This is a genomic window from Brevibacillus porteri, assembly GCF_003013475.1.
GTDB classification, from domain to species: Bacteria; Bacillota; Bacilli; order Brevibacillales; family Brevibacillaceae; genus Brevibacillus; species Brevibacillus porteri.
Genome location: NZ_PXZO01000002.1, coordinates 266,090 through 291,254, shown reverse-complemented (window position 1 = coordinate 291,254; position 25,165 = coordinate 266,090). Strand labels below are relative to the sequence as shown.

25 protein-coding genes and 2 tRNA genes are annotated in these 25,165 nt (G+C 46.3%); 24 read left to right on the top strand and 3 right to left on the bottom strand.

All coding sequences use genetic code 11. The features are described from left to right. Positions 1-73: 73 nt before the first annotated feature. The 10 genes from C7R92_RS03455 (at position 74) to C7R92_RS03415 (ending at position 7,042) form a co-directional block, all read left to right on the top strand. On the top strand, positions 74-664 hold the full coding sequence (locus C7R92_RS03455; protein ID WP_106833258.1) for a GNAT family N-acetyltransferase: 591 nt from the start codon (positions 74-76) through the stop codon (positions 662-664). 94 nt (positions 665-758) lie between these two features. Then, positions 759-1,175: a DUF3054 domain-containing protein gene (locus C7R92_RS03450; protein WP_106833257.1), complete on the top strand. Its 417-nt coding sequence runs from the start codon at positions 759-761 to the stop codon at positions 1,173-1,175. A gap of 55 nt (positions 1,176-1,230) precedes the next feature. Continuing rightward, the gene (locus C7R92_RS33085) at positions 1,231-1,362 is read left to right on the top strand and encodes a hypothetical protein (protein WP_255344520.1); all 132 of its coding nucleotides are present in this window, start codon (positions 1,231-1,233) and stop codon (positions 1,360-1,362) included. Between the two features lie 83 nt (positions 1,363-1,445). Then, positions 1,446-1,808: a hypothetical protein gene (locus C7R92_RS03445; RefSeq protein WP_106833256.1), complete on the top strand. Its 363-nt coding sequence runs from the start codon at positions 1,446-1,448 to the stop codon at positions 1,806-1,808. After that, positions 1,792-2,415, top strand: a complete 624-nt coding sequence (locus C7R92_RS03440) for a thiamine phosphate synthase (RefSeq protein ID WP_106833255.1) — start codon at positions 1,792-1,794, stop codon at positions 2,413-2,415. The genes C7R92_RS03445 and C7R92_RS03440 overlap by 17 nt, the downstream gene beginning before the upstream one ends. Before the next feature lie 3 nt (positions 2,416-2,418). Next, entirely contained in the window at positions 2,419-3,081 is a 663-nt protein-coding gene (gene thiE / locus C7R92_RS03435) for a thiamine phosphate synthase (RefSeq protein ID WP_106833254.1), read from the top strand. An 87-nt stretch (positions 3,082-3,168) separates the two neighbouring features. Beyond that, positions 3,169-4,077: a hypothetical protein gene (locus C7R92_RS03430; RefSeq protein WP_106833253.1), complete on the top strand. Its 909-nt coding sequence runs from the start codon at positions 3,169-3,171 to the stop codon at positions 4,075-4,077. Between the two features lie 86 nt (positions 4,078-4,163). Further along, positions 4,164-4,454, top strand: a complete 291-nt coding sequence (locus tag C7R92_RS03425) for an antibiotic biosynthesis monooxygenase family protein (RefSeq protein ID WP_106833252.1) — start codon at positions 4,164-4,166, stop codon at positions 4,452-4,454. A gap of 359 nt (positions 4,455-4,813) precedes the next feature. Next, complete coding sequence (locus tag C7R92_RS03420) at positions 4,814-6,340, top strand: two-component system sensor histidine kinase NtrB (protein WP_069844786.1); 1,527 nt, start codon at positions 4,814-4,816, stop codon at positions 6,338-6,340. A gap of 192 nt (positions 6,341-6,532) precedes the next feature. Continuing rightward, positions 6,533-7,042 (top strand): hypothetical protein, encoded by a 510-nt coding sequence (locus C7R92_RS03415; RefSeq protein WP_106833251.1) that lies wholly within the window; start codon positions 6,533-6,535, stop codon positions 7,040-7,042. Between the two features lie 11 nt (positions 7,043-7,053). Here C7R92_RS03415 and C7R92_RS03410 read toward each other — a convergent pair whose 3' ends face one another. Together C7R92_RS03410 and C7R92_RS03405 are read right to left on the bottom strand one after the other, a co-directional pair. Next, positions 7,054-7,740 (bottom strand): response regulator, encoded by a 687-nt coding sequence (locus tag C7R92_RS03410; RefSeq protein WP_106833250.1) that lies wholly within the window; start codon positions 7,738-7,740, stop codon positions 7,054-7,056. After that, entirely contained in the window at positions 7,737-8,972 is a 1,236-nt protein-coding gene (locus C7R92_RS03405) for a sensor histidine kinase (protein ID WP_069844787.1), read from the bottom strand. The genes C7R92_RS03410 and C7R92_RS03405 overlap by 4 nt, the downstream gene beginning before the upstream one ends. Before the next feature lie 173 nt (positions 8,973-9,145). Here C7R92_RS03405 and C7R92_RS03400 point away from each other — a divergent pair, with 173 nt between their 5' ends. The 12 genes from C7R92_RS03400 (at position 9,146) to C7R92_RS03340 (ending at position 18,414) form a co-directional block, all read left to right on the top strand. Continuing rightward, positions 9,146-9,478, top strand: coding sequence for a MarR family winged helix-turn-helix transcriptional regulator (locus C7R92_RS03400; protein ID WP_007727206.1), 333 nt, complete (start codon positions 9,146-9,148; stop codon positions 9,476-9,478). Between the two features lie 128 nt (positions 9,479-9,606). Continuing rightward, on the top strand, positions 9,607-12,744 hold the full coding sequence (locus C7R92_RS03395) for an efflux RND transporter permease subunit (RefSeq protein WP_106833249.1): 3,138 nt from the start codon (positions 9,607-9,609) through the stop codon (positions 12,742-12,744). A 28-nt stretch (positions 12,745-12,772) separates the two neighbouring features. Continuing rightward, positions 12,773-13,999: an efflux RND transporter periplasmic adaptor subunit gene (locus C7R92_RS03390; RefSeq protein ID WP_069844789.1), complete on the top strand. Its 1,227-nt coding sequence runs from the start codon at positions 12,773-12,775 to the stop codon at positions 13,997-13,999. Positions 14,000-14,094: 95 nt separating this feature from the next. Then, the gene (locus tag C7R92_RS03385; protein WP_106833248.1) at positions 14,095-14,625 is read left to right on the top strand and encodes a DinB family protein; all 531 of its coding nucleotides are present in this window, start codon (positions 14,095-14,097) and stop codon (positions 14,623-14,625) included. A gap of 189 nt (positions 14,626-14,814) precedes the next feature. Beyond that, positions 14,815-15,525 carry a cytochrome c biogenesis CcdA family protein gene (locus C7R92_RS03380; RefSeq protein ID WP_106833247.1) on the top strand — a complete coding sequence of 237 codons (711 nt, stop codon included), beginning with the start codon at positions 14,815-14,817 and terminating at the stop codon, positions 15,523-15,525. 23 nt (positions 15,526-15,548) lie between these two features. Then, a complete protein-coding gene (locus C7R92_RS03375; RefSeq protein WP_069844791.1) occupies positions 15,549-16,082 on the top strand; it encodes a TlpA family protein disulfide reductase in 534 nt (177 codons plus the stop codon). A gap of 172 nt (positions 16,083-16,254) precedes the next feature. Continuing rightward, positions 16,255-16,452 carry a hypothetical protein gene (locus C7R92_RS03370; protein WP_069844792.1) on the top strand — a complete coding sequence of 66 codons (198 nt, stop codon included), beginning with the start codon at positions 16,255-16,257 and terminating at the stop codon, positions 16,450-16,452. A gap of 510 nt (positions 16,453-16,962) precedes the next feature. Continuing rightward, positions 16,963-17,133, top strand: coding sequence for a YycC family protein (locus C7R92_RS03360; protein WP_015891498.1), 171 nt, complete (start codon positions 16,963-16,965; stop codon positions 17,131-17,133). A gap of 27 nt (positions 17,134-17,160) precedes the next feature. Then, positions 17,161-17,727 (top strand): thioredoxin family protein, encoded by a 567-nt coding sequence (locus C7R92_RS03355; protein WP_069844793.1) that lies wholly within the window; start codon positions 17,161-17,163, stop codon positions 17,725-17,727. A 66-nt stretch (positions 17,728-17,793) separates the two neighbouring features. Then, positions 17,794-18,111 (top strand): hypothetical protein, encoded by a 318-nt coding sequence (locus C7R92_RS03350; RefSeq protein ID WP_106833246.1) that lies wholly within the window; start codon positions 17,794-17,796, stop codon positions 18,109-18,111. A gap of 92 nt (positions 18,112-18,203) precedes the next feature. Further along, positions 18,204-18,288: transfer RNA gene (locus C7R92_RS03345), tRNA-Tyr, on the top strand. 44 nt (positions 18,289-18,332) lie between these two features. Beyond that, positions 18,333-18,414, top strand: a tRNA-Leu gene (locus C7R92_RS03340). A 159-nt stretch (positions 18,415-18,573) separates the two neighbouring features. Here the strand turns inward: C7R92_RS03340 and edeQ are convergent. Further along, complete coding sequence (gene edeQ, locus C7R92_RS03335; protein ID WP_069844795.1) at positions 18,574-19,011, bottom strand: edeine self-resistance N-acetyltransferase EdeQ; 438 nt, start codon at positions 19,009-19,011, stop codon at positions 18,574-18,576. A gap of 300 nt (positions 19,012-19,311) precedes the next feature. On the opposite strand from edeQ, the gene edeP reads away from it, so the two are divergent. Beyond that, complete coding sequence (gene edeP / locus C7R92_RS03330; RefSeq protein ID WP_106833245.1) at positions 19,312-23,817, top strand: edeine non-ribosomal peptide synthetase EdeP; 4,506 nt, start codon at positions 19,312-19,314, stop codon at positions 23,815-23,817. Positions 23,818-23,895: 78 nt separating this feature from the next. Then, positions 23,896-25,143, top strand: coding sequence for a lysine 2,3-aminomutase (locus tag C7R92_RS03325; protein ID WP_017249074.1), 1,248 nt, complete (start codon positions 23,896-23,898; stop codon positions 25,141-25,143). Positions 25,144-25,165 lie beyond the last annotated feature (22 nt).

The following is a 25,165-nucleotide window of genomic DNA, read 5'->3' as shown; positions in this document are numbered from 1 at the left end:
CCGTATCATTGGAAAAATTTCGGGAAACTGTTCTGCTTGATGGATGAAGCAGAACAGTAGAGGAGAGACAGACATGTTATACATTGAACCAGTTATCTTAGAAGGCAAGCTGGTCCGATTGGAGCCGCTCAGAATGACACATGTGGATGGAATCTGGGAAGCAGGCGCATACAAAGAGATTTGGCCGCATATGTCCGTTACCATTCGAACGAGAGAAGATGCTCAGGCTTTTATTCTGCAAGCTTTAGAAAATGAACAAGCCCAAACAGAATTACCATTCGTCATCATTCGCCAAGCAGATGAGCAGATCATCGGGAGCACGAGATTTTTAGGGATAGCGAAAAAGGATCGCGGATTGGAAATCGGGTTTACATGGCTGACCCCATCCGTCTGGAAAACGGGCGTCAATACAGAATGTAAATGGCTTCTCCTGCGCCATTGCTTCGAACAACTGGGGTGTATACGCGTACAGCTCAAAACAGATTCGCGCAATTTGAATTCGCAACGTGCCATTGCCCGAATCGGTGGCATTCGAGAAGGAGTCCTGCGCAATCATATGGTGTTGCCAGATGGATACATTCGCGACTCGGTATACTTCAGCATACTTGACTGTGAATGGCCAGAAGCCAAGCAAAAGCTGCAATTGTTGCTGTTTGGTGAATAAAGGCTTGGATTGATTGAAGGGCGTTCAGCGCATGTGTACAATAGGGGTGAACCAAGAGGGTTTACTCTGACAAGACCCGGAAAAGAGGGTATACATGAGACTGCGTTTGTCGCCACCGGGCTATTTATTGTTGCTCGGGGATCTGATCGCCTTTGTGCTGTTTGTTTATTACGGAAAAATCATTCATAACTACCCTGTTACGGTCATGGGGATTATTGAAACATTAGCCCCTTTCCTGGTGGGATGGATCATCGCGATTCTGCTTTTCAAGAGCTACGGACAGCGAACGTATGAATCTGCGGGCCGACAATTGTTATCTGCACTGATTACGTGGACAGTAGCTGCACCAATTGGCTTACTGATCCGCTCCTGGTGGACAGGTGTACCGACTACGCTTATTTTTGCAGGTGTGACTTATTTCATTACGTTGGCCTTTTTACTCGGGTGGCGTGTACCGTTCGCCATCGGGTACGCGATCTACAAACGCAAGAGACTACTCGCAACCAGCTAATAAAGTGACCCGAATTGGTTACGCTATCCTATGAACGACTTAGGAGGTGAATCAATTGGGAAAGAACAACAACAGCAAGGACCTCGGAAAAAACCGTGGCAAAACGCTGGATGAAAAAGATCGCAACACAAATTTACGACAATCGAACCATAATGATCGAAATGAAGGAACGGCAAAAGACCGCTGAGCAATCAGCGGTTTTCTACATTGATACAGGTCATGATGTGATATAATAGGTTTTGTTTTTTTCTAGTGAGTGGAGGGAAACGTATGACGGAACCGATGCAGAATGTACAGCCGGTGACCTTGTCGTCACAGGCATTTTTACTTTTGTGCAGACTATATGATGGCTGCTATGACGATTTGAAGCAAAATGAGCAGGTTCACGAACTCGTGGAGTCCATCGGTGATATTTTGCTGGCGGGTGTGGAGACATTGGAGAAACAGGAAGCCAAACCGAAAAATATTACCTTTCCACTTACCGTGCAGCAGGCATTTTTCTTGCGTCGGCTCGTGGTTGAGCTGTTGGCTCAGTCGCCGACGGACAAAGAAGACCGAACGACGCAATGGCTACAGGAGTGTGTGACAGCACTCGCTGGAGGCGGTGTCCAACCTGATGTCGAGCACTCGTGAGCTGCATGTGATTACGAGCGGTCGGCATTCGCTCGATGAGGCATTGCGAATGGCAGAAGCTGCTTATGCAGGTGGTATAAACTTTTTACACATACGGGAAAAGCAGCGTACTGCAAAGGAATGCATGGACTGGGTAAAGGCATTGGCGAATGTCATCCCCCTTTCGGCCTTGATCGTGAATGATCGGGTGGACGTGGCTGCTGCGTCAGGTTGTGCTGGTGCTCACCTGGCATACCATAGTCTGTCTCCTGCGGAAGCGAGAATGGTGCTGAAGAATGGTCAAAAAATAGGGCGTTCCGCCCATTCCGTGGAGGAAGCACAGCAAGCCATTGCCGCACAAGTCGATTATTTGCTCTACGGGCATATTTTTGCGAGTGGCTCGAAGCCAGGTCTAGCGCCAAGAGGAACAACAGAACTTGCGCAGATAACAGCACGATGGGATACACCGATCATCGGACTCGGTGGCGTCACACCGGACCGGACGGCGCAAGTTTTGAAAGCAGGGTGTGCGGGCATTGCTGTCTTATCGGGGATCACCGATGCAACTGATGCCAAGTCAGCAGCCAGCGCTTATCGAGAGGCATTGGATCGTTGGGAGGGAAAATAAAGCATGCGAGATATACAAAGACTTCGGGAAAAGATGGGTGTCTACTTTGTCGTTGGTACGCAGGACTGTGGGTATTCCAGCGAGAAGACCGTGCAAATTGTGGAAGCAGCATTGCGCGGAGGAGTAGGCACGCTTCAGTTGCGTGATAAAGGAAGCAAGCTGACCGCTGAGGAACAATATGAGCTGGGCAGACAACTGCAACAGCTATGCCGTGACCATGATTCCGTATTTTTTGTGAATGACGATGTAGATCTAGCGATTCGCTTGCAGGCAGACGGCGTTCATGTCGGGCAAGATGACATGGCGTTGTCGGAGGTACGGGCTAAAGTCGGCTCCGAGATGTACATCGGTGTTTCGGCAGGCACGGTCGAAGAGGCACTCACTGCCCAGAACGGTGGCGTTGATTGTATTGGTGTAGGAGCGATGTTCGCTACCCGTTCCAAGGCAGATGCTGGCGAGCCTATCGGACCAGATGGGCTAGAGGAGATCCGTAAGGCAGTCGGTCATGACTTGCCTATCGTCGGGATTGGTGGCATTACTCTGGAAAATGCTGCTGAAGTGCTTGCTGCCGGGGCTGATGGAGTTGCGATTATCAGTGCGATCAGCCAGGCCGATTCACCTGAAGAAGCAGCGCAAGCACTACAGCGAATTGTACGATCTCGTTAGCACGGACAAAGCGACGATTACATATGGTAGGGTAATAGAAACAAACCAGGATGATGCAATATTGGCGATCAAAAGGAGGTGAAGCCGATGAAAAATCGGATTTACCGTATCGGATATGAATGGGTGAGCAAACGGGAATTGCTCGAGCGATTGTTCATGACCGATTGCATTCTTATCGAACACAAGCGAATGCATCCCCCACCGGAGGATCAAGATACGGAATTGCCACCAGAAAAGGAAGTTCATGCTGTTTTGGTTCGCAGCCAGCGCCGCCCGGGTGAATGGGTGACGTTTAACGGGCTATACGAAATACAATCGAGAGAGCCCATCCCCTGGATAGATTCACCGCTGGAGTACCATCAATTCGGAGTAGAGTTGATTCCTGGCAATATTCGCAGGGAAAAGGCACCTCAAGGCAGGATACCCGCAAGAACCAAGCTGCAGATCGCAGCAGTGCGACAAGATACGGTATTTGTCACTGTTCCTGGACATCCATCTCGGCGCTACGAAATGTCAATGGCTCACGCGCGTTTTGCCAAGGATATCCCGACAGAAATGGAAATGAAGCTGCAAGTATACGCTTTTCCTCCACGCAATGATATTTTTGTGGATTGGTTATTGAAAGAAGGGCGTAAAACAGGAATCATTACGCGCCCCAATCAGGAAAGGGTAGAGAAATCAGCTTTTCAGGTGTGGGAGGATCTACGCCAAGAATACGGGATTAGTGTCAGTGCGGCATTGATTGCGATTAAACAGGCACTCATTGTTCTGGATCGTGCTGGTGTCGAGACTGACTTCCCATACCCGGCCCAAGAACGATCGGATTTATCTTTGTTCAGCGAATCGGAGCGAGATGCCTTTTATTCCTACCAATCCGTTCGATGCGCGATGGCCGCTGTCGCTGCGCTTCTGACGCTAGACCCCAAAGATCCATTGCAAGATACACTCTTGATGGATATCATGCTCGAGCAACAAATCAACCGCAGGCGCGAATAGCGTTTGCGGTTATTAGGTTTTTCACCAAAAGTAGTAGTATAATGGTAGTTGGTAGATGAACCCAATGAAAAGGATGTGTGACCATCATGTATGTATCCATGAACAGACTGACTGTACCAGCAGACTACCAATCCCATTTGGAACGCGCATTTGGTAATGGGGGAGAACGGATGAAGGAGGTTCCGGGTTTTTTGGAGTTCCTTTTCCTGGCACCAACGGAAGGTGACGAATACATCGTTTTTACGAAATGGACAGATGAGGGATCGTTTAAAAATTGGACAGAAAGCGAAGCTTTCAAGCGCGCGCATACAGGAACCAACCCAAATAGCCCGGTAAAATCGGATTTGCGCAATTACGCTGTCAAATCCCATTCATAAAGCGAAAGCATTTGTCTCTGCGGGGGCAAATGCTTTTTGGATAATTGAATAATAAACATCCTTTACCTTTTTATGCTCGATCGTGATATGATAGAAAATGTTGGGAAAGCGTTTTCAGTCAAACATGATCAGGAGGTGAAGGGTCCGAAAAAGGCAATAGATAAAGCGCGATATTAGGATGCTAGCCGAGATTGTTTGTCTGTAAGGATAAGAAGAGAACCTGATTGGATGGTGTCATTCTCTGCACCAGGATATCATCAAGCCGCTTTACATCTTGTCTCATTTACGTCCATAATAGAGCCTATACATACTTGGAAAAATAGCCTCAATGAAGCACGGAGAAAAGGAGCCAGAGTGTTTTGAAAAATCGAATAAGTAAGTATCTTACTCATTTGGTCCCTGCGGCGGTGGCCAAGACGTTTTCCTTTCTTTCAGATCATCATTACTCTGCTTTGCTTCTAGAAGACCGCGAAAATACAGAGGCTTTGTTTGTTCAGCAAATCACGAAATGGATTGAAGTAGTAAAAGTAATCGACACGTATGCATTCGAACGAGAATTGAGCGAAATTGCGTATAAATTTTCGTTACTCGGAATGAATCTTACGTATTTACAGCAATTTTTGCGCAAGTGTCGAGACGTTATTATGGAAGAAATGAATATCAACTCATTTTCTCTTGCCACGACGGAAATGGAGCGAGTAGAGCTTTTGCAAGGACAGATTCGTCTCTATCAATCGATGGACTACATTTTGCATCAAATGGACGATGTCTTCAACAAAAATTCGCATCAATTTCCAGTTGAAAAAACACAAACTTCTCCTGCAACTTCGGCCAAAGGAGAAGATGTTACCATGCTCGCTGAACAGGAGCTTGTTCAATTGGTTCTGCAATCCAGCGATATTGCCGTCTTGATGATCGATCGCCAGTTAAGAGTCATTGAAGCGAATTACGCTGTCTGTCATTTATTTGGCGTAGATCGGAATCAACTTATAGGTCAAAACATTGATCATGCCCTTCGCCCGCATATAAGCGAGCGTTTTGTTCAGTGGGTAATTGAACGCGCGCAGTCCGGCCATTATGTTGCGGAATACAGAGGCAAATGGACGACAGTGAGTACGAGCCCCATTTATTACGGTGGAGAGATGTGGGGAGCGATCGCCGTTCTTCGGAATGTTACGGAAAGCAAAAAGTACGAAGAAGAATTGAGCAAGCGAGAAGCGCTGGCAGCCGTTGGGCAGCTGGCTGCTGGGATGGCGCATGAGATTCGGAATCCACTGACAGCCATCAAGGGCTTCATTCAGTTGTTGCGGGAGCAAGGGGAAGCAAATCGTAGTGAATCTTATTTTTCAGTCATCTTAACGGAAATTGAACGCATTGATGGGCTATTGAACGATGTCCTGGTTTTGGCCCGGTACAGGGATGATAAAATCGTATCGGAACGTTTCTTAGTGATGGATGAGTTACATGGAGTCATTCGTTTACTGGAGCCAGAAGCGAATCGAAGAGGAATCAAGCTAGAGCTGGACATTGCACAAGGCGAGTGGCATGTGTTTGGTCATCGTTCGCGAATCAAGCAAGCCATCTTGAACATCTTGAAAAATGCCCTTGAAGCTTTGATGACCCAAGGCAACCTCGTTCAAGTGAAAGTGTACTCATCTCTTAATCAAGTCATCATTGTTGTGGAAGACAACGGACCCGGTCTATCAGATTCTTGCCTCCAAAATTTATTCGTTCCTTTTTATACGACCAAACAAGAGGGAACGGGGTTAGGATTGTCTACGACACAACGAATCATCGCGGATCACGGTGGCGAACTCTATGCGGAAAACTCTCCGAAACTAAAAGGAGCTCGTTTTGAGATTCGTTTACCTCTTTCCATTTCTTAAAAAAACAAAAAAGGATTGTGACTGTAGACGGATCGGATATCCGTCTTTTTTTATGTTCGATTGAGTAGATGGTCCTATTCGCGAAAAAGTTGCAAGTCTTTCGAATCAATCTTTTTGTAAGTTGTTGTCAAGGTGTGTCGATCAGTGGAATAATTTACAAAACGGTTACAATTTGAACGGAGTTGAACAACGGTGATTCGGATGCTGAAAAGAAACGAAACGAGGTGGAGCTACTGGGAAGTTTGGTATGAGGAAACGGAACATCTTTACACCGTTCATTACGGAAATGTAGGGGAAATTGGCGACTATTTTGCTGTAGTAGCGGAGCAGATTGAGGGAAGGCCTGACGAAGTTTTGCAGAGCTGGGCAGAAGAGATGAAAGAACAAGGATATCAGGTCATGAAAGAGAACGATTTCCATCCGATGATCATTCGCTTTCCCCATTTGTGTGAGTCAGAGATTGAGATGCGCTATTTGATCGAACAGCTGTTGGACGAATGCTTGGGAAAGACTGGGAATGGCCACAGCGACGGTGGGGAAGACAGCGAGAGGACGTTGGCAGTCATTTGCCGGGTGATCGATACGAAGAAAGCGGCTGCTGCTGTATTTGAAGCGATGTCCAGCGCACAGCTGGTCCGAGGGTTTTCCATCAGCATAAAGCAGGAGGATGGAAACTTGATTCCACTTAGTCCTCCTGCCTAAAATTGTCTGATTTATTTCACGATTTTGTGCCGTAGAGCTTTGGCCACTGCCTGGGTACGATCCTCGACACCCATTTTTTGCAAAATCCGATGCACGTGTGTTTTTACAGTGCCTTCTGATATAAACAAGTTTTGCGCAATCTGATCATTTCGATAGCCATCTGCGATCTGTTGAAGTACATCTAACTCTCGATCCGTCAATTCATCTAGCAAGACTGATTGGGAAGAGGTAGTCGAATCAGGTGTCTCACGTTGACCTAGCAGAGCTTCGGCAAGGGCTTTTGCAGCTGTCACTGTGTGGAAGAGGGCTTCTCCCTGGTGGGCTCTGCGAATGAGGTCAAGCATTTCCTGAGAGTCGGCATCCTTTAGCATATAACCGACGGCTCCAGCACGAATTCCTTCCACCACATAATTGTGATTGTCAAAGGTGGTAAGAATCAATACCTTTGTGCGAGGATGCTGCTGCATGATTTCTCTAGTGGCCTCAATGCCAGATTTGTTAGGCATCTGAACATCCATCAAAACGACATCAGGTGCGAGGGCGCCAATCAGTTCAACAGCTTCCACGCCATCGGAAGCTTCCCCAATTACTTCCATATCGGATTGCATTTGAATGACATAACCCAACCCTTGGCGAATCATGGTTTGGTCATCTACTAGGACCACGCGAATGGCTCCTTCTTTTTGTTTACCGGTCATGTTCGCATGCTCCTTTCAGGTTCAGTCTGGCGAATCGGAAAGCTGAAATCGAGTTGGAATCCGTGAGGCTCTCGAATGCGATACGCGAGAGTTCCGTTCAATAACTGAATTCGTTCAGATATGCCAGTTAGGCCAAAACCAGGTTTAATTTTTTGGTCGCTCGTGATGCTTCCATCGTCTCGAATGGACAACAAAAGGATGTCCTTCTTTTGTTCAATGATGACGAGAATTTCTTTTGCGTCAGAATGACGTAGTGAATTGGTGATCGCTTCTTGCAAAATTCGATAAAACGTTATCGTCATTTCTTGAGAGAGCGGAATGTCCAGATCGGAGCATATCAACTCCATTTTTATTCCTGTATGCTTTTGAGCCTGCGATAAGAGAGCTCGTAGAGGCGTAAGCCCCAAGGAGGTTTTATCCAGGGCCAATGTATGGACAGACGTGCGAATATCCTCCAGACTTTGCTTGGCAACACCGAGCATGTTGCGAACGGCTTCTTGTGCGTTGTCAGGTCCATCTTGCAACATATACTTCAAGGCATGTAGCTGGACAATGAGTGAAGTCAAACTATGGCCCAATGCATCGTGAATATCACGGGCAATTCTCGTTCGTTCCTCCAGAACCGCTACTTGAAGGGAATGAAGTGCTGCTTCTTGAAGTTGTAAGTGCGCCTCTTGCAACTCTGTATGTGCTTTTTGCAACTGCTCCAGGTGCTGTTGGTTGGTTTCGTACGCTTCAGTTTGAATCCGATAGCCACGTGCGCCGATATAGCAACCCACATACGTAAGGATATAAGAGATGATGTGCGTGAATTTCAGGCTTTCTTCAAAATATAAAAAAAGCGTACTGCACGTACCAAAAAAAGTAGCATAAGCCAATGCACGGCGTCCATGAATGTGAAAACCGATAAAAACAGCGAGTGGGAGCATCAAGCCGAAGCCCTCTCCACCCAAGATGAGGGATTTTAGTAACGAGACAATTCCAAGCACGACTGTCACTAATTCGAATTGGAAAGGCTTCCATTTTTTCTTGGAAGTCCAAAATACCACAAGGTAACAAATAAATAGTACAATGGTAAGAGAAAATTGCAACGGAGTTTCCCGTTTAAATGAATCAGGAAGCAAAGCTAATACAATTAAGATGGAAAACCACATGATTAGTAAACGTTTTTGTATGGCTTTCATCATTATCTTCAACAATGAGAAGTCCTTCTTTCTCTGCCGAATAATCACTTAACTTCATTCTAGCATGCGTTGTCGTCTATCTCCAGATAGATAAATCCCTGTCAGAAATCTACCCCTGGGTAGACTTCACTACATATACATTTCAGTAGAATTATTTTTGGGAAATAAACGATTAGTTATGGGTGTGAAGTGGTTAAGTAAGGATGGCAAGGGAGGTTCTCATGAAAGAACTGATTCAGTTGGCAAAACTCCTGCAAGAAGCCAGTGTTTTGTTTACCACGATTTCTGAGCAAGAGCTGGATACAAGCGATGTAACTTGGCAACAGGTCTTGATTCTGGAGCAGCTTGGAAATGGGCCAAAAACGATGGGGGACATAAGTAAGACTGTCGGTCTTTCATACAGCACAACTTCCGGTCTCATTAACCGGTTGGAGCAGGAAAACCTGGTACGCAGGTTCCGAGACCAATCAGATCGACGAGTTGTGTGGGTGTCACTGACAGAGCGTGTATACCAACAGCGAGATGTGAAATGGGGAAATTCACAAACCGTTTAAAAATGGTTTGTTTCATCCCTTGATATTTCGTTAAACGAAATGCTACTACGAGGTTCACCTTATTCATTTCGTCATGCGAACTATTACTCACAAAGAATTAGCAGATATATAAAGAAGAGGTGAGTGGATTGAATCTTTCTGAACTATCGATTAAACGCCCGGTCACCATGATTATGTTGACTCTGGCCATGATGATTTTTGGTTTCGTTTCACTGCCTCGCTTGTCGATTGATCTCATGCCGGATCTTAACTTCCCGGTTGCTGTCGTGGTTACATCCGTTGACGGCGGATCTCCGAGTGAGGTAGAAAAACTGGTAACGAAACCGATCGAAGACGCACTTGCAACGGTATCCGATTTAGATAGTATACAATCGGTATCGATGGAAGGCGCTTCGCAGGTTATCCTCATGTTTAACTGGGGGACAGACCTTGATCAGGCGACTCTCGACATGCGGGAGAAGGTAGATCAGGTTCGTGGCTCTTTGCCTGACTCAGCCAGAGCGCCACGCGTACTGCGCATTGACCCGAACAGTACACCGATCATTGAGTTTGCGGTGACGGGTGAGCAAGATATCAACAAATTGAAAAAGATGGCAGAGGATATGATCCAATCACGCCTGGAGCGTATTGATGGGGTCGCATCTGCTTCCATCAGCGGCGGACAAAGCCGGATCATCGATGTTACAGTCGACCCAGCCAAACTAGCGGCGTACGGACTGTCACTTGACCAAGTTCAGCAAGCCCTCCAGACCAGCAACATGTCAGGTTCCGGTGGAGCGGTACGCGAGGGTGACGCCAAGCTCAACATCCGTGTACAAGGTGAGTTTGCTGATATCGAACAAATCGCGCTGACACCAATCTCTGTGGGAGGAAACTCCATCAGGCTCAGCGATATTGCCGAAGTAAAAGACACGCATCAAGATGTAACGCAAATGAGTTACGTAAATGGAACACCTAGCTTGGGTATTAAAGTGACAAAAGCTTCTGGCGGAAATACCATTGAGGTAGCAGATGATGTAAAAGCTGAGCTGGAGAAAATCAAAAGCGAGCTGCCAGAAGGCGTAAAAATCATTACGACTCTGGATACATCCATCTACATTAAGGATTCCGTTTACACCACCGCTGAACATGCCTTGTTGGGTGGCGGTATCGGTATGATCTTGCTGTTCTTCTTCTTGGGCAGCTTGCGATCCATGGTCATTGCGGTCATCGTTCTTCCAGTATCGATCGTTGCTACGTTCTTGCTGATGTACATGACTGGACAGACGATCAACCTGATTTCCCTCTCCGGTTTGACATTGGGATTGGGATCATTGATTGACTTTGCAGTTGTTATGCTCGAGAATGTTTTCCGCCATCGAGAACAGGGAAAAGGCATGATGGAAGCCGCCTTGGATGGTTCCAAAGAAGTAGGTACGGCAGTTATGGCTTCTGCTTTGGCGCAAATTTGCGTATTCTTGCCGATTGCCCTCACAGAAGGTATTGCCTCTGAGTTGTTTGGACCACTTGCATTGACGGTTGTTTACTCACATATTGCGGCGCTTGTATTCTCTATTTTGCTCGTGCCGATGCTGAGTTCGAGAATTTTGAACAAAATTCCGTCGCATACACATCATGAGAACTATCGTGGAATCAATCCTGTTACGTGGTTTAACATTGGATTTAGCAAAGTAGAAAAAGGCTACCAAAGATTGTTAAAATGGTCATTGGGCCATCGTAAAACGGTCATGATTTCTTCGGTCGTCATGATGGTGGGCTCTCTCGCATTGACCCCATTGATCGGGGCAGAGTTTATCCCGGCCATGGACCAAGGTCAAGTAAATGTCTCCATCAAAATGCCAAATGGTACCGTTCTGGCTGAAACAGAAAAAGTTACCCGACAAGTAGAAGAAATTGTCAACACGGTTCCGGAGAAGAAAATTGTAGCGACTTCGGTTGGTAGCAATGCATCACCGATAGCGAGCACCTTGTCATCCAATCAGGGAACGATCAGTCTGATGCTGGTAGACCTCGACCAGCGCACACGTTCCTCCAATGAAGTTGTGATGGATCTCCAGGAAAAGCTGAAAGATATTGCTGGACCTGAAATCAAGGTAAGCGCACCATCTGGTATGACTACGGGTTCCCCAATCCAACTGAAGGTTAGCGGGGATGATCTGGACGTATTGAAAGACATTAGTGGTATCATTAAAGGTGAAATTGAGAAGGTACCTGGTACGAGTAACGTAACAACCAGCTTGGAAGAATCAAGACAAGAGCTGGAAGTGAAGATCGATGCTGGGAAAGCGAGCTTGTACGGCTTGACGACCGGACAAATTCTCTCCAGTGTTCGCACTTCCTTCCAAGGTCAAACGGTAACGTATTATCGTACAGGTGATGACGAGATTGACGTCAACCTCAAGCTGCCGAAAGAGTTTCAGGAAGATATAAACTTCTTGAACAATATGCGTATTTCCGCTCCAGGTGGAGCACAGATCGCGCTGACCTCAGTTGCGACTATCAGTAAGGTAGATGTGCCGGTTTCGATTAACCGTGCCAACTCCAGCCGTGAAGTTCAAGTAACGAGCGATTTGGCAGGGCGCGACCTGAGCTCTGTCACACGGGAAGTGCAAGAGAAAATCTCGAAACTGAATCTCCCGGACGGCTACACAGTCGATTTTGGCGGGCAAAGTGAAGAAATGATGGAATCATTCACTAGCCTTGCTCTCGCGATTGTACTGTCAGTTGTGCTTCTCTATATGGTAATGGCAGCGCAGTTTGAATCGCTCTACACCCCATTTATCATCATGTTCTCCGTGCCACCGACCGTTACAGGCGTTCTGCTTGGACTATTGGCGACAGGCACAACGATCAGCGTTGGGGTTTTGATCGGGTACATTTTGTTGATCGGTCTGGTCGTGAACAACGCGATTGTATTGATCGACTACGTGAACCAACTGCGCGCAAAAGGTATGGAGCTGTATGATGCGATCCTGCATGCTGGACCGATTCGTCTTCGTCCGATTTTGATGACGACACTCACCACCATTCTGGCGATTGGACCGCTCGCATTCTCTGGCGGTGCCGGATCTGAGACGAATGCACCAATGGCCGTGACGGTTATTTTCGGTCTCGGATTCTCTACACTGATTACACTGGTTCTGGTTCCTGTCGTTGCTTCCTGGTTTGATGATTTAGGGAAAAAGAGACGCTTGAAGAAAAAGTTGAAACTCGAAAAGAAACTTGCTAAGAAACAAAAGACAATCAATCCCGCTTTGGAATCGTAAGACGTTTGTGGGAAGAGGAGGGACATACATGAAACTAAATAAAAAACCCGTCATTTTGGCACTGCTGGCCATCTCGCTAGTGGCAGGGTGCTCCAGCCCGCAAGCGGAAACGCCGCCTACGGAAACAGTGGAAGCGTCAACCCCTGTACAGATTGAAACTGTTGCAACGGGCACAGTGGTATCCGATTCTGGTCTCACAGCAAAGCTGGCACCGAGTGAGGAAGTGCAAGTCTCCCCGAAAATGGGTGGGAAAATTTCTTCTTTGCCAGTGAAACTGGGCCAATACGTGACAAAAGGTCAAGTATTGTTCAAGCTCGATGAAAAAGATCTGGTGAACAGTGTCAAACAAGCAGAAGCAGCCTACAACGTATCAAAAGCGAGCTTAAACCAAGCAGGCAGCAGCTCTGATCAAGGCTTGGTTCAAGCGAAAAATAGCCTGAAGCAGGCAGAAACCGCACTTCAGGATGCAAAAGTAAACCAGCAGCGGATGCAACAGCTCTTTTCACAAGGAGCGATTTCCGCTCAGCAAATGGAACAGGCAAATTCTCAACTGACAACGGCACAGACCTCTTATGATAACGCGCAGCAGGGAGTGCAATCTGCGGGGCAAAAAACAAGTGTGCAAGTTTCCGAAGCCTCTGTACAACAAGCGCAAGTAAGTCTGCAAAATGCTCGTGAGCAATTAGCGAATGCGACTGTGACGTCTCCGATCAATGGATATATTTCCAGCGTAAGCGGCGCAGTTGGTCAAATGGCAGGTCAGCAGCCGGTTGTAGTTGTCGTTAACACGAACCCACTTCTGGTAAAAGCGAATCTGTCAGAAGCAGACATCACAAAAATAAAAGTAGGAACTACCGTAAAAGTAAACGTACAATCGACAGGAAAAACGATTGATGCCAAAGTAACGGCGATGAGTCCAGTAATGGATACGCAGCTCAAGGCATATCCAGTGGAGATTACGATTCCAAACCCATCCAATGAGCTGAAGTCCGATATGGTAGTGAATGTAACCTTCCCAACGGTTGGGGAAAGTGGAGCAAAATCGATCGTTGTAACACGCGGTGCGGTCTTTGATCGCGATGGTAAACAGTATGTATTCAAGCTGGAAGGTGACATTGCAAAACAAGTCGAGGTCACTACAGGGAAATCCTCTAGTGATACGATCGAAATTTTGACAGGCTTGTCTGCCGGCGATAAGATCGTGGTAAAAGGGCAAACACTGCTTCAAGATGGCGGCAAAGTCACGATTCAGTAAAAAAAGAATAGCAGAGAAGGGGCGGAGTACATCCGCCTCTTTTTTGTGTACAATGGAAGTATTCGTCTCACTATTCCAAAAGGGGGGGTATTCCTTTGTATTTCCGCAAACCACAGTCTGGTGATTATCCTGCGCAGTTTGAAACCTATATCAAAATCGCACCTGAAGGGAATCTGAATGAGTTGCTGTGCGCTCAGGAGGAAGAAATACTTGCATGCTTTCGATCATGCGGGGAGGAACAGAGCATGTTCCGTTATCAGGAAGATAAATGGAGTGGAAAGGAAGTTCTCGGCCATATTATGGATACAGAGCGAATCATGTGCTATCGCTTGCTGTGTGCTTCCCGCGGAGATAAGACCCCCTTGCCTAGGCATCAGGACATGTATGTCAGTCTTACGAATTTTGACCGTCGACCGCTTGTCGATCTACTCGAGGAGTATCGGACTGTGCGCTCTTCTACTCGAGCACTGGTAAAAGGGCTTACAGAAGAAGAGTTGAGTCGTTCGGGCGTGATTATTCAGGACAAGACAACTGCAACTGCACTCGTCTATTTTATCCTTGGGCATGCTGCTCATCATTTACATGTCTTCCGAGAAAGATACATGTCACATTTGTCACAAATCTGATCTATTTTCTAAAGTGGACCAGATATATCCATCCAATTGTTACGGTTTGTGCTGAGTTTTAAGACATAATGAATATTATGTAAAGTAAAATGTCACGGATTTAAGACAAAGTGTCATTGCTACTTTTGAAGGGGGAAAAGATTCGATACAATGAGAAGATAGTGGATAAAATACCCACCGGAGGTACATATGACTGGCGATATTACTGTGTTTTTGGCTTTTGCAGCAGGTTTTCTCTCTTTTATTTCCCCTTGCTGCCTGCCGCTTTATCCGTCCTTTTTGTCTTACATAACTGGGGTTACGGTTGATGAAGTGAAGAAAGGGAGAGCTGTTTTTCGCAAGCAAGCCTTCTTGCATACCTTTTTCTTCATAGTCGGGTTTTCGATCATTTTCGTTGCGCTCGGGCTGTCTACATCTTGGATCGGAAGCTTGTTCACTGACCAACAGGACTTGATTCGTCAACTGGGCGGTATTTTGCTTGCTGTCATTGGTTTGGTTATGCTTGGCGTGTTTAAAATGGATTGGATGATGCGTTCTTTTAAAATCGATTTAAAATCGAGGCCATTGGGGTATACTGGGTCCATACTGGTGGGAATGACGTATGCAGCTGGATGGACACCTTGTGTGGGACCTATTCTTTCTGGCATTATCGTCATGGGTGTTTCCAATCCTGCAAGCGCCTTGGCCTACACATTGGCGTATACGCTCGGATTCGCCATTCCATTTTTTGTCATGACGTTCTTCATCAGTAAGGTGAACGCGATTGTGAAGTATTCCGACCTGTTTATGAAAATCGGAGGAGCCATTATGATTTTGTTTGGTATTCTTCTGTATACAGATAAACTGACGGATATTACACGCGTTCTTATTCAAATGTACGGAGGCTTTACGGGATTCTAACTCAGTAGGGCAGAGGTGACAAAATGAAAAAGCTGTTGCTCGCGGTGCTCGTATTATTGGGGGTCGGACTTGCTGTTTGGGAAAAGCCTCAAGAAACGGCCGCAATCGTAGCAGAGGTTCAAAAACCGGAAGTTGGCTTTGCGGCTCCTCATTTTACACTGACAGGATTAGACCAGCAGACGTACAAGGTAGAAGGAAAAAGGGCAAAACCATTAGTCTTGAACTTTTGGGCTTCCTGGTGTGGACCATGCAAGCTGGAGGCGCCGGATTTACAAAAAGTCTACGAAAAATATGGTGGACAGGTTGATCTCTATGGCGTGAACGTCACGAGCAATGACAGCCCGGAAACAGCTATGGCCTTTGTCACTAACTACAAGCTGACATTTCCGATACCAATGGACGTAGCTGGTACTGTGTCGAACCGTTACAAGGTGATGGCATTTCCAACTACTTACTTGATTGACACAGATGGAATCGTACGAAAGAAGATAATCGGAATGGTTGATGCTCCTACACTGGAGCTAGAACTGCGCCAGTTGCTAAGTCCAAAGCCATAGGGAAGGCTCATAAGTCGCTTGGAGAGAATTCTCCGGCGGCTTTTTCTATTTGTAGACACGTATGACAAGGCCCATTTTGCAAGTGAATATCTTGATTTTGTATGTTTGCCTAAAGAGCGGGGTTGTTCTCCTTCATAGACTGGAGTGATCTAGGGCAAAGGGAGGAAAACGGATGGCCAAGGGCAAAAAGATCAAAAAGAAGAATTCGCGACAGCACCCCAATCAAGTACAGCTGAAAATCGTAACGTCCCATACATGTCAAGTATGCAAGCAGCAATGTGCACGAGGGTTGGCATATCTGGAACAGATGTCCCAGCCCGGCGCGATCGGCTTAGGTGTACCATGCATCCTCACTAAGCAAAAGCCATAGCTCGTCCTTTTCCATGTGCGGAATATTGGGTTTATGAGAGAGAGCCCCTTCGTGTGGCTCTTTTTTCATTTTTTATGAGGAGTTGAGAGGTGAGTAAATGTGACAAAAGTGGTTCAGTAGAGCCAACATGTCACAAAGTACTTGATGACGATGTGTAACTGGTGGGGATGACAGCCATGTGGCTGATAAGGTAACCAAGAAAAGATTGGGCTTCCTCTGCCCCCAGAATTCGAGCCAGGAAAAGGCTGGTCTTATTCAAATACGTGATACTGGGGATGCTTTTTTGGTAAATATGAAAGAATGCAGACCCAATAAACGACTTTTTCATCTATGTGGATTCGTAATCTCCCTAAATTCATCTGCTGCCTAGCAAGCTAATGTCATTTTAATCCATGATGTTAGCTTGTTTTTTAAAGGCTCCCCAATACCAGGCTTGTATGCTGGCAGGTTTAACGGCTGTGTATTATACTGAAGGGACTGATAAAAGCAAGGGAAAGGGGCAAAAATGACATGCGTCCATTACAAATATCACCAGAGACGGCTGTCAAGCTGGCAGAAGCGCTTCAGGTACCTTTGGAGCGTCTCATGCACATGCCACAGCATATCTTGTTGCAAAAAATGATGGAGCTGGCTAATCAAGAAAAGGAAGCAAACGAAGCAGCAAATAAAAACCAAGAATAGGCGAGCGATACAAAAGGAGGAGAAAAGATGGGGGCAAACGTAGCACATAAATTACGTACGGGGCTCAAGCCACAGGCGTTTGTGGAAAGCATGACAAAAAATCAGGATACATACCAAAATTGGTCGGATGCATTTTCATGGGAGGATGAACAAGACCGTGCATTTTTTGCTTCGCTCCAGCATCGTGATGACCTCAGATGCTTGATTTTGGCTGCGGACTGGTGTGGCGACGTCGTTCGCAACTTGCCAGTCGTCTTGCATGCTTTGAAAGAAACAGACATGCCCGTGGAAATTATGGTGATGGAAGAACACCTCGATCTCATGGATGAGTTTCTCACGATGGGTGGTCGGGCGATTCCTGTTGTTATTTTCGCGGACACAGGCGGACATGTTCTGGCAAAATGGGGACCGAGACCGAAGCATGTCCAAGCTGTCATGACGGCGTTTAAACAGCAAAACCCGGATCGAAACGCCTCAGATTATGAAGACAAGATCAAAGTGGCACGTGCCGAAATGCTCGAGCAATATGGAGAAGGTACTGGCTACCAGCAAGTGATTGTCAAAGAACTGAGAGAGCTGCTTTCCTCGATCTAATCTATCACATCAATAACAGGGCGGAGTCACGGCTCCGTCCATTTTCATGCAGAAGGGCTGAATAACATGCATTACTACGGGAATGAAACCATTATGTCCTTGGAACAGGTGCTTCGTTTAAAGGCATCGGAAGTTCGAATTCTGGAGTGGGTACGTACCTACGAGTTTTTAGAAAACAGCTATGGGATAGATGAAGCCGTTCCCTACTTCTTGGAGATAAAATGCGAAGAAGAGCAAGTGAAGATTCGTAAAAACCGCATACTTGACTTCCCGGAATACTCCTGTGAGGAAGAAGCAATATTTCAAGAAGTAGACGAGGCACTGCGCGTCTTCCACGAGTGGGCACAGGAGATTTTGGCGAAAAAAGAGAGTCAATCCAAATAAATATATTGACGTCAAACAAAGTTCATGGTAAATTAATAAATGTCGCTTCTGGTTGAAGAAAGTAGACGCAGAAGAAAGACAGCACATATTGTGGGGAGATAGTGAAGTGGCTAAACACGGCAGACTGTAAATCTGCTCCCTCCGGGTTCGGCGGTTCGAATCCGTCTCTCCCCACCATTGATTTTCTATTGATGATGTGCTATTTTTTCATAGTTTCACATGCCGGTGTGGCGGAATGGCAGACGCGCGCGACTCAAAATCGTGAGGGAAACCGTGGGGGTTCAAGTCCCTTCACCGGCACCATATTAAAAACGAATGCACACTAACCATGATGTTTACAGACACATGGAAGGTGTGCTTTTTTCATATACGGAAAACACTTCAAACAGCGGCGAGTCTAAGACTTGATTTTTAGGTCTTAGGTCGCCGCTGTTTCATTTTCGGGGAACGAAAATAGCTGGCTTAAAAGTTCAATTCTGCAATCGTCTCGCCAAACAGAACCATGCCATTTTTTTGAAATCCGAGTGAAGCGTAAAGGTTTTCGGCTGCGACATTGGCTGGAGCATAACCAATGACAATTTTTTGGCAATCATCTTTTGCTTTCAGTATATCAATGACTTGCGAAATCGCAGCACGTCCGTAGCCTTGGCGTTGATAGTTGGCATCAACTAAGAGTCTGTAAATCCAGTAGTTTCCATCGTCGGGGTCAAGCCCATACATGACAAAGCCAACCATCGTGTCCTCATGGTATATGGCCAAAGGGACAAATGTAGTTTGAAACTTTGCTTCGGCTATGGAGTAGAGGTTCGGGGCAACAAACTCACTCTGTTCAGGAGTAGGTTCCAGTTCAATACACTCTTCCCAGTTTTCCAGGGTTACTTCACGAAGTGTCACAGACATCTAATCACATTCATCCTTCCAGGGGGTGTTTTTGCCAATATATTACATTTTATCCTACGTGAAAAGACAGCCAAAATCAATAGCGTGCACAAAATTTTTTCCATTCTATGCAGCGCTAGAAAAAGGAAAAAAGAGATGGAATTCATCTAATTTTCAGAAATAACATTTAATGGAAAATTCATTTGACACTATAGAAGAGTCATCGATATAGTTGGGATGGAAGTATTTGTAATCAATTAGATTTTTTGCCATATTCGAATTGTGATTACATCTGCACAATTCCGAAAGGGGGGAAATGCATTGCATCAGGATAAGAAGCAATGGAATGGCGGATATCCTTTAAGTCATCCACAAAAGCGTATCTGGTATACGGAAAAATTACATCCACAGCTTCCTGTTCATACGTTAGGGGGGATGGTGCGGGTTCAAGGAAAAGTGAAACTGGATGTACTTGAAGCGGCCATTCACCTGTTCATTCAAAAGAACGATGCTTTGCGACTCAACTATCAGGAAGAAGAGACAGTCCTTCAGTTTGTTGGAGAGTACGAACCGCAGCCATTGCAGGTATTTGATTTCAGACAAGAACCGAATGCCCCTGATCGGTGCAGACAATTCCTGCAAGCTTTGTTTGCAAAACCATTTTCGATCGGACAGGAGCCTCTATTCTACTTTTGTCTGATTCAACTGAGTGACGAAGAAGCGGGATATTTTGTAAAGTTTCACCATTTGATTGCTGATGGTTGGTCCATCTCCATTATGACAGAACAAATTGCTCACTATTATGACACGTTGTTAGCAGGCGGTACCGTTCATGTAGGAGATGAACACGCTTATCAAGCTTTTGTCGACAGGGAGCATGCCTATTCTCAGTCTGAGAGATTTGAAAAGGACAAGCGATATTGGCGGGACAAGTTTCAGAGCTTGCCTGTGATCACGACATTAGCAAAGGCAACAGATACGACCGAGGGCAAGCGCAAAGTCTATGCATTCAACCGTGAAGATTCGACAAGAATACGCCAATTTGCAGACCAGATGAAATGCTCGCTAAATTCCTTGTTTGTGGCTCTCGTCAGTCTTTACCTTCAGCGTTGTACGAGGCAAGAAGAGATCGTGATTGGTACGCCGCTGTTAAATCGCTCAAGCAAAGTGGAGCGCAAAATATTCGGGATGTTTACCAGCACTATGCCATTTCGTCTGGCAGTTCCGATGGAAATGGATGCCTTCGATTATGTTAAACATGTCAACAGGGAATTGACTTCCTGTTTTTTTCATCAGAAATATCCGTACGATTTGCTGGCTCAAGAATTGGAATTGAAGAAACATGGCTATGACAGCCTGTTTCAGATTTGTGTAAATTATTACAGCACGCAGCTGCCCTTCACCATTGGTGGGTATTCCGTGACGAATGAGGAGTTTTACAACGGTCACCAGTTGTATTCGCTCCAAGTAATTATCAGGGAATGGGCTACAGATGAACGATTGACGCTGGAAATGGATTATAAGATCGCCGAGTACACGGAAAATGATGTTGATCGAATAGCGGATCATCTCGTAAGGCTGCTCAATCAAATGATCGCGAATCCAGAAGTACCACTGTCCAATCTGAACTTCCTTGCTGACGAAGAGTTGGCACTACAGCTCAAAACGTGGAACGATACAGCTGCTTCCTATTCCAGCGAGAAGACGGTTGTCCAGTTGTTTGAAGAGCAAGTTAAACGCTCGCCACAGGGAGTTGCATTGGAGTCAGAGGGGCGCATGCTGACATTCCAGGAACTGCATGATCAAGTAAATCGACTCGCTCAGTCGTTGCGTAACCGAGGAGTTGGCCCTGGCGTTATTGTTGCGCTTCTAGCAGATCATTCGCCAGAGATGATCATCGGGCTGTTGGCCGTGCTAAAAGCAGGCGGGGCTTACCTTCCGATTGACCCTCAACTCCCTTCTCAGCGAATCGAATATCTGCTGTCTGATTCTGGAGCGGACCTGTTGCTTCGCCACACCTCGCGAACAGAGGTTATTTCGTGGTCCAAAGTAATCCTGGAGCTCGGTGATCCGTCCCTGTATCTAAATGATGGGGCAATCCTGGAATCGGTTAATCAGCCAGAGGATTTGGCCTATGTTATTTATACCTCAGGCTCTACCGGAAATCCGAAGGGGGTCATGGTTTCTCATCGAGGGTTAGTCAACTATATTTCGTGGGCAAAAGACCGTTATCTCTCCTGTCCTGAAGAAGCGTTTGCTTTTTATTCCTCACTGGCATTTGATTTGACGGTTACGTCCATTTTTTGCCCGTTGGTAAAGGGAAATCGGATGGTTATCTATCCGAACTCTGATTCAGAGTTTGTGTTATCGCGCATCTTTAGCGATGGACGCTCCCATGTCGTAAAGCTGACACCTGCCCATCTGTTTTTGCTACAAGAAATCGCTTTGCCTTCTACTACAGTAAAGAGAGTGATTGTGGGCGGAGAGGACTTGAAGGTGAGTTTGGCTGAGGCGATTCATGCGAAATGGAACGGACAAATCGAAATTCTCAATGAGTATGGCCCTACCGAGACAGTAGTCGGGTGCATGATCTATCAATACGATCCAGAGATCGATGTCGAGGGATCTGTACCGATTGGACATCCGATCAGTAACGTGCAGCTCTACATTTTGGATTCATATGGGAAGCCAATTCCGATCGGATCGACAGGAGAGCTTTTCATCTCGGGAGATAGTGTGGCACGGGGGTATCTTAACCGCGAGGAATTGACGCAAGAGCGTTTCCTACCCGATCCGTTTTCGCCAGGAAAAGTGATGTACAAGACGGGCGATCTGGTCCGCTATCGGCCAAATGGAGTCATGGAGTATCTGGGACGGGCTGACTATCAGGTGAAGATTCATGGTTACCGCATTGAATTGGGTGAAATTGAACAGCAGCTACTTGGTCATTCTTCTGTGCGTGAGGCAGTGGTGATCGATCGCATGGATACGTGGGGGCGTAAGTACCTTTGTGCTTATTTGATCACGGAAGCATCTTTCCGGGAAAAAGAGCTCCGCGAAGAACTGGCAAGTCGATTGCCCGCCTACATGATCCCGTCGCAAATCGTGCAGCTTGAACAGTTTCCGCTGACCTCAAATGGCAAGGTAGATCGGAAACAGCTTCCCGAACCTGTCATGGAGCGAAAAGGTGCGGAGGATGAAACCAGTCCTCGTGACGAGTTTGACAAGCTATTGGTAGAAGTGTACGAGGACGTGCTTGGTCGTTCACCATTTGGTCTACATGACCCGTTTTCCCAACTAGGGGGGGATTCGATCAAGGCGATTCAGGTTTCCTATCGATTGCATCAGCGAGGAATCAAGATTCCGGTGAGAGACATCTTGATTTATGACACGATTACAGAACTAAAAGCGAGAAGTGACTGGAGCTGGGGAGTGGAACAGATATCACAAGAGCCGTGTACTGGCGAGTTGCCGTCATCTCCCATCGTTTCTTGGTTTCTGTCACAACAGTTCCGCAATGCTGATCATTGGAACCAGTCGTTGCTCCTTGAAAGCAAAGAAAAAGTAACGCTGGAGGAGTTTGAAGCGAGTCTATCTGCACTGGTTAACCATCACGATTGTTTGCGACTCAATTACTCTGCAAAAGAGGGGAAGCTCTTTTACAATGAGAGCCACCTTACCAGCCGAGTGTCAGTGTCTTGCGTCGACCTTGCTTCCTTACCGCAGGAAGAACAGGAGAGTAAAATGCTTGAGGCGATGGGAGCTTGCGCTGTGAGCTTCAAGCTGGAAGAATCTTTGCTGTTTACCGGTTGTCTCTTTGAATTAGGTCCCGATCGACCTCAGCGATTGTTTCTGACGGCCCATCATCTTGTTGTGGACGGTGTCTCCTGGAGGATTCTCCTGGAAGATTTGATGAGTGCCTTGTCCAGTCTTAAACGGAATGAGCCGATCGTCTTGCCGGATAAAACACATTCGATGCAAGCTTGGATAAAGGAAGTCGCCGCCTTTTACCAGTCGGATCAGGCAATCAAAGAAAAAGCATATTGGGACATGTTTTCCATCCCGGAAGACAAAGTTCCTACGGATTTCGATTTTGGCGAAGACTTGGTAGAATACAGCGCTACATCTACACGCACACTTTCAGCCGAGATAACGTCGCGACTGTTGACAACGGCCAACCGAATGTTCAACACAGGTCCCCAAGACCTATTGGTTGCAGCACTTACCCGGACATTGTGTGACGTGTTTGAAAGGGAGCATCTCTTGCTGGTAATGGAGTCGCATGGGCGTGAGTCTGCTATTCATACGATGAACGTAACCAGAACAGTAGGATGGTTTACCAGCATGTATCCTGTTCTTTTCGAAACGAATCCATCCAATCGGACTGATCACCTAAAAGCAGTTAAGGAGAAATTGCGTCAGATTCCGATGGGGGGGCTTGGGTTTGGTTGGCTAAAGCCTCATCTGCTTAGGGCAGAGGAAAAGTCCCATGTTCGATTCAATTATCTGGGAACCGTTGATAATCAACTGAGTGATGATCTGGTTCTCATGGGAGGAAACTTGGCTGTTGATGCCGGAGTGGGTAATCATTTGACAGCACTGCTTGACGTGGCTGCTCTCATTCGTCAAGGAGAACTCCAGGTTTCTGTTACGTACAGCTTGCGAAAGTATCGCGAGGAGACCATGGAGAAGTTACTCGAGTTGTTTTTCCATGAATTAGAGCAGCTCATAGATCATTGTTGCCGTCAGGACGTCCCAGAATTTACTCCATCGGATTTCGAAGATGTGGAATTGACACAAAAAGAACTGGATTTGCTGTTTGGTTAACAAGCGAATCACATGGTTGACCGAGTGTTCGAGAAAGCAAAGATGACGAGTGTTTATGAATGAACAGGAGGGATTACATTGAGTGTTAAGGTATTAATGGGGAAAAAAGGATTTGAGGAGTTCGCAACAATTGTCGGCTTTACAGAAGCAGAGAAGGAAGAACGCGGTGCATTACTGGAGCAGTCTTATATGCCATTTAAGGTGACTCGCTATTATGCCGAGTTGATTGCGAGTCAATCAGAGCCTTATCGTACCCAGATGATCAATATCGTGCTTCCGCCACCGGGAGAGAAACCCTATAAAGGGCGCTTTGATCCGTATGGCAACAAGTCGTACCGTCAGGATGAAACAGCTTTCCTGCAGCACAAGTACAAAAAGACATTGTTGCTTCACATCGACGACTTTTGTATTGCCAACTGCCAGTTCTGCTATAAAGTGAACGAAATCCGCCATGAGGATATTGGATATACCAATATTATGGAAAAAGCAGAAAGGGCAGTGCAGTATTTGGAAGCTCATCCGTACATCGATAATGTCCTCTTTACTGGCGGAGATCCAGCTTCCTTCCGTAAAAGCTCTGACTTAATCAAGCTGATTAGCACTCTTTTAAGTGTGAAGAGTATTCGACTCGTTCGTTTTGCAACCAAGGCTTTGGCCTATGATCCGGCTCGTTTTCTTGATGGAGAGCTGCTTGCGTTTTTTGACCAAGTTAGACAGACACCCGGCAAGCAGGTAAGTGTGATTTCCCAGTTCAACCATCCCGGGGAAATTAGCGACGTTTCGATCCAAGCAACACAAGCGCTGCTATCTGTCGGTGTACAGATTCGCGGACAGCCTGCCATTATTCGCGGAGTAAACGATTCTGTCGAAACCTTGATCGACTTGCAACGGAAGTTTCTCGATAATCGAATCATTTCGTATTATTTGACAGTGTTTATGCCAGTCAGGGGAGTCGAGCAGTATGCCATTCCACTGGACGAGGCGTTCCGGAATGTGGCCGAGTCCAAACGCAATCTGGGTGGCTTGGAGAAAAAAGGGGTACTCCTTACTTCACACGACTTTGGAAAATTAGAGATTTGTGGTTTTTATCCGACAGCTGAGCGCCCTGAAAAAATTGTTTTGAAATGGCATCAAGCGGTCGGACCAGACTATCTTCCAGAGCGGTTGAAGGAATTAATCCCAACCCGTTCAGAAGACCTGATGATTTTGGACTACAAGCAGGGAGAGATGTATTGTCTCGACCATGTGTTCAAACACAATGGTTTGCCGTACGTGGATGCAGATGGGGAGATCGTGGAAAACCTGCCGAGTGAAGCTGTTCGGTAAGGGAGTCAGGAGAGAAAAATTG